Origin of the sequence: Brevundimonas sp. (genome assembly GCF_016463295.1) — a bacterium.
Taxonomy (GTDB): domain Bacteria; phylum Pseudomonadota; class Alphaproteobacteria; order Caulobacterales; family Caulobacteraceae; genus Brevundimonas.
The window spans coordinates 1-4,050 of record NZ_JAEMRO010000130.1 but is presented as its reverse complement, the minus strand read 5'-3'; the positions used below and the strand labels follow the sequence as shown (position 1 = coordinate 4,050).

Below are 4,050 nucleotides of genomic sequence, written 5' to 3'. Positions count from 1 at the left end.
TCGACCTGACCGGCGATACGGTCGCGGGCCGCCAGGATGTCATCGAAACTTACGCTCATGGGGTGTCCCTGCTGTCCGGTCTGACGCCGGACTGATGCCCGCTTTTGACCCAGCGGAAGGCGGGCCGCAACCTTGACCTTCGACCCCTTTGGGCCTTCTGTGCGCCAGCCCAGTCGCACGCTTACGGAGACCCGCCCATGTCCGCCCTCAAGCCGTTCGCCCGTCCTCTGATCGCCCTCGCAGCGGTCGCCAGCCTGAGCGCCTGTGCCACCGCGCCGATGGGGCCGGTCTATGGCGGGGCCATGTCCTCGACCTTCAGCGCGGCGGACTTCGCCTGGTCGGAACGTTCGGGCCCGGCGTCGATCGACGGTCGGGTCGACTATCGCCGCGACGGCCAGGCCTTTGCCTGCACCGGCTCGGTCGTGCTGACGCCGGTGACGCCCTACACTCGCCACCGGTTCCAGACGCTGTACGGGTCGACGGATCGTGCGGCGCTGCCGGCCTCGGTCGTGCGCTCGCGCAATGTGCCCGATCCGAACGGGGACTATCGCTCCTATGTGCGTCAGGCGACATGCGCCAACAACCGCTTCGCCTATGAGGGTCTGCCCGACGGGGAGTGGTTCGTTATCGCCACCGTCAGCGCAGGCGGCGACCCCATCGTCCTGATGCAGCGGGTCCAGACGCGCGGCGGGCGCCGGGTGCCGGTAACGCTGTAGCGTCCCTGAAACGGGCGACTTATGATGTCTGAGCGATCGCTGATCTTCGCCAGAGACATCTTGCAACTGGTGTTCCTCGGCGCGTGGATTGTCGGCGTGCTGGGTTGGGCATGGGCATTCTGGCACTTCATGCCGATGTGGTTTGCACGCTTTCAGAAGCGGGCTGAGCACAAAGGGTTCAGTCGTAAGGTCTTGATGGGGACTGCAGTGTTCGCTGTCGCGTTCTGCGTGGGCGTGGGGGCCATGGTATTTAGCGAAGCGTTGAACTTGCCGCCTCCTTGATCGCCACTCGAACCGTCCATCCGATCACAGATCGGTTTGTGAACCCTGTTCGCCTTTGTTTCGCCTTGTCTGACCCTCTTGGGTCGCGTTCGTCCATTCTCAGGAGGGAGCGCGTCCATGTCCCAGCACAACATCACCGGGTCCGAAGCCTTCGGCAAGAAGCCCATGGTCCTGCTGCGTTCGGTCAAGACCGGCGCCTTCCGCCGCAAGCGCGCGGCCCGCACCTGGGCCGCCTTCGTGGCCGGGGCGGTGGTCGCCGTGGTCGGTGGAGCGGTGGCAATGGCCGCAGTCTTCGGCCCGACCCTCTTTGGCTAAAGGCTCAGGACAAGGCGGCTAAAGGCTCAGGACAAGGCGCTCAGGATTGCGCGTTGCGGATCGCGGCGGCCCCGGCAAACGGGGCGATGATGCCCGCGAACAGCACATAGGCCGCCAAGAGGGCGAGCGCCGGTAGCGGAGACAGGCCGTTCGAGGCCCGCTCCAGGGCCCCTGCGCCGAACACCACCGGCGGGATGAACAGCGGCAGGATCACCACCGCGATCAGCAGGCCCCCGCGCCTTGAGCCCAGCGCCAATGCTGCGCCGAGCGCTCCGGTCAGCGCAAAGCCCAGCCCCCCGATCAGGGACGACAGCGCGACCAGCGGGGCCAGCGACGGCTGTAGGCCCAAGGTGATGGCCGCGACCGGCGCGGTCAGGGCCAGTGGCCAGCCGACCGCCAGCCACTGAGCCTTGGCCTTGGCGATGACCACCAGTTCCAGCGGCACCGGACCCAGGGTCAGCAGATCCAGCGTGCCGTCCTCCAGATCGCGCTCGAACAACCGCTCCAGCGACAGGATCGACGACAGGGCCAGCGCCAGCCAGGCGATGCCGCCTGCCACGGGCCTGAGACCCACCGGATCGCCGCCCGCCGCCAGCGGCAGCAGCACCGTCAGGCACAGAAAGAAGCCGCAGGCCAGCAGCGGCCCGCCACCGCCCGACCAGGCCAGGGACAGCTCGCGGCGGAACAGGGTCAGCAGGCCGCTCACCGTCCCCCTCCCAGATCGAGCGTGCGGGCCGGGACGGGCAAGGGGTCGTGGACGGCGGCGATGACGGCCCCGCCCTTGTCGATATGGGCCTGGATCAGCGTGCCCATGACCGCGCGCCAGCGGGCGTCGAGTGGGCTGAGCGGTTCGTCCAGCAGCCACAGCGGACGCGGCGCGGCGATCAGCCGGGCCAGGGCGAGGCGGCGCTTCTGCCCGGCCGACAGCTGGCGCACCTCCAGATCGAGCAGGGGCGTCAGGGCCAGCAGGTCGACGGCGGCGGCGATCCCGTCCGCGTCGGCCCCGGCATATCGCGCCTGAAACGCCAGTTCGTCGCCCGCGCGGCGTCCGGATTTCAGGCCATCCAGCGGGCCCTGCCAGTGCAGATGCCGCCGCCGTGCCTCGGACAACTCGACACCTTCGTAGGCGACCGTTCCCGCGTCGGGCCGCAGAAATCCGGCCAGGGCCCTCAACAGGCTGGTCTTGCCCGCGCCATTGGCCCCGGTCAGGGCGACGACCTCGCCGGAGGCCACACCGAACGTCAGATCACGGATCAGCACCCGTTCGCCGCGCGAGATCGTCAGGCCGGAAACGCTCAACATGGCACGCTCAGCATGAGGGCCTCGCCCGCGTCATTCCTGGATCAGCCGACGTGAGGGGTGACGATGCCCAGCGGCAGGGTGGTGACGTTCTTCACGCCCCGGGTGACGATGTGGCTCTCGCAGTCCGAGACGATGCCCAGGCTGAGCAGCTTGTTCCTCAGGAACTGGTCGAAGGCGTGCATGTCGGAGGTGATGATCCGCAGAACATAGTCCTCTCGTCCCGTGATCGTCGCGCACTGGACCACCTCGGGCCACTGGGCCACGGCGGCCTCGAAGATGTTCAGGTTGTCGGTGGAGGGCAGGCTGAGCTTGACGATGGCATAGACTTCGAAATCCAGGCCCAGCAGGGTGGCGTCCAGCAGGGTGACACGCTTCCTGATGAAGCCCGTATCCTCCAGCCGCTTGATCCGGCGCCAGCAGGGCGAGGCTGAGAGGCCGACGCGCTCGGCGACTTCGGCGACCGACAGTCCGGCGTCCTGCTGAAGGATATCCAGGATGCGGGCGTCGACGGGATCGAGATCATCAGCCAATGCGTTTCTCCCATTGTTGTTATAGGGCAATAAAATACCCGTGAACCGCAGAGTGCAAGGTGAAATTGGGCGAGCCTTGGCCAGCGCCCCATGCTAACACGGCCATCACGAGGAAAACGCGGTCGGATCAACCGGACAGCAGGACGGAATGAACAAGCCCAATAGCCAACCCCTGTCGTTGCGCGTGCCGGAGCCTTCGGGCCGTCCGGGCGACCCCACCGACTTCAGCCATCTGAAACTGGACGAGGCCGGAGCCGTCGACCGACCCGAGGTTTCGACCGCGCCCTATGACATGCGCGATCACGCCTTTCGCCTGGTGCGCGTCCTGGACGATCAGGGCCAGGCCGTCGGGCCGTGGAATCCGCGCCTGGACGCCGAGACCCTGAAGAAGGGCCTGAAGGCGATGATCCTGACCCGCGCCTTCGACGACCGGATGCACAGGGCCCACCGCCAGGGCAAGACCAGCTTCTACATGAAGTGCACGGGTGAAGAGGCCATCGCGGTGGCGCAGGGCATGATCCTGTCGCGCGAGGACATGGGCTTTCCGACCTATCGCCAGCAGGGGCTTCTGATCGCGCGCGGCTATCCGCTGGCGACCATGATGAACCAGATTTATTCGAATGCGGCGGACCCGATCAAAGGCCGCCAGCTGCCGATCATGTACTCGGCCAAGGACTATGGCTTCTTCACCATCAGCGGCAATCTGGGGACGCAGGTTCCCCAGGCCGTGGGCTGGGCCATGGCCAGCGCCTACAAGGGTGATGACAAGATCGCCATCACCTGGATCGGCGACGGCGCGACGGCGGAGGGCGACTTCCACAACGCCCTGACCTTCGCCGCCGTCTATCGCGCGCCGGTGATCCTGAACATCGTCAACAACCAGTGGGCCATCAGCTCCTTCCAGG

General features: G+C 66.8%; 7 protein-coding genes. 4 read left to right on the top strand and 3 right to left on the bottom strand.

Going from position 1 to position 4,050, the window contains the following annotated elements:
• Positions 1-197 precede the first annotated feature (197 nt).
• The 3 genes from JHC81_RS14005 (at position 198) to JHC81_RS13995 (ending at position 1,313) form a co-directional block, all read left to right on the top strand.
• Positions 198-716 (top strand): hypothetical protein, encoded by a 519-nt coding sequence (locus JHC81_RS14005; protein ID WP_292175699.1) that lies wholly within the window; start codon positions 198-200, stop codon positions 714-716.
• Between the two features lie 60 nt (positions 717-776).
• Complete coding sequence (locus tag JHC81_RS14000) at positions 777-998, top strand: hypothetical protein (RefSeq protein ID WP_292175697.1); 222 nt, start codon at positions 777-779, stop codon at positions 996-998.
• A 117-nt stretch (positions 999-1,115) separates the two neighbouring features.
• Positions 1,116-1,313 (top strand): hypothetical protein, encoded by a 198-nt coding sequence (locus JHC81_RS13995; RefSeq protein WP_292175695.1) that lies wholly within the window; start codon positions 1,116-1,118, stop codon positions 1,311-1,313.
• A 40-nt stretch (positions 1,314-1,353) separates the two neighbouring features.
• Here the strand turns inward: JHC81_RS13995 and ccmB are convergent, their stop codons facing one another.
• From ccmB to JHC81_RS13980, 3 genes are read right to left on the bottom strand one after another with little or no spacing between them, the layout of a single operon-like run.
• Complete coding sequence (gene ccmB, locus JHC81_RS13990) at positions 1,354-2,019, bottom strand: heme exporter protein CcmB (protein ID WP_292175693.1); 666 nt, start codon at positions 2,017-2,019, stop codon at positions 1,354-1,356.
• Complete coding sequence (ccmA, locus tag JHC81_RS13985) at positions 2,016-2,615, bottom strand: heme ABC exporter ATP-binding protein CcmA (protein ID WP_292175692.1); 600 nt, start codon at positions 2,613-2,615, stop codon at positions 2,016-2,018. Before ccmA ends, ccmB begins: the two co-directional genes overlap by 4 nt.
• A gap of 41 nt (positions 2,616-2,656) precedes the next feature.
• Positions 2,657-3,145, bottom strand: a complete 489-nt coding sequence (locus tag JHC81_RS13980; RefSeq protein ID WP_292175691.1) for an Lrp/AsnC family transcriptional regulator — start codon at positions 3,143-3,145, stop codon at positions 2,657-2,659.
• A gap of 148 nt (positions 3,146-3,293) precedes the next feature.
• Here JHC81_RS13980 and JHC81_RS13975 point away from each other — a divergent pair.
• Positions 3,294-4,050 (top strand): thiamine pyrophosphate-dependent enzyme (locus tag JHC81_RS13975; protein WP_292175689.1); only part of this gene is annotated, 757 nt, incomplete at its 3' end.

Bases quoted from the DNA above. Each gene is read 5' to 3' on its own strand.
- JHC81_RS14005 (WP_292175699.1), top strand. From the start codon at position 198: ATGTCCGCCCTCAAGCCGTTCGCCCGTCCTCTGATCGCCCTCGCAGCG.
- JHC81_RS13995 (WP_292175695.1), top strand. From the start codon at position 1,116: ATGTCCCAGCACAACATCACCGGGTCCGAAGCCTTCGGCAAGAAGCCC.
- ccmA (WP_292175692.1), bottom strand. From the start codon at position 2,615: ATGTTGAGCGTTTCCGGCCTGACGATCTCGCGCGGCGAACGGGTGCTG.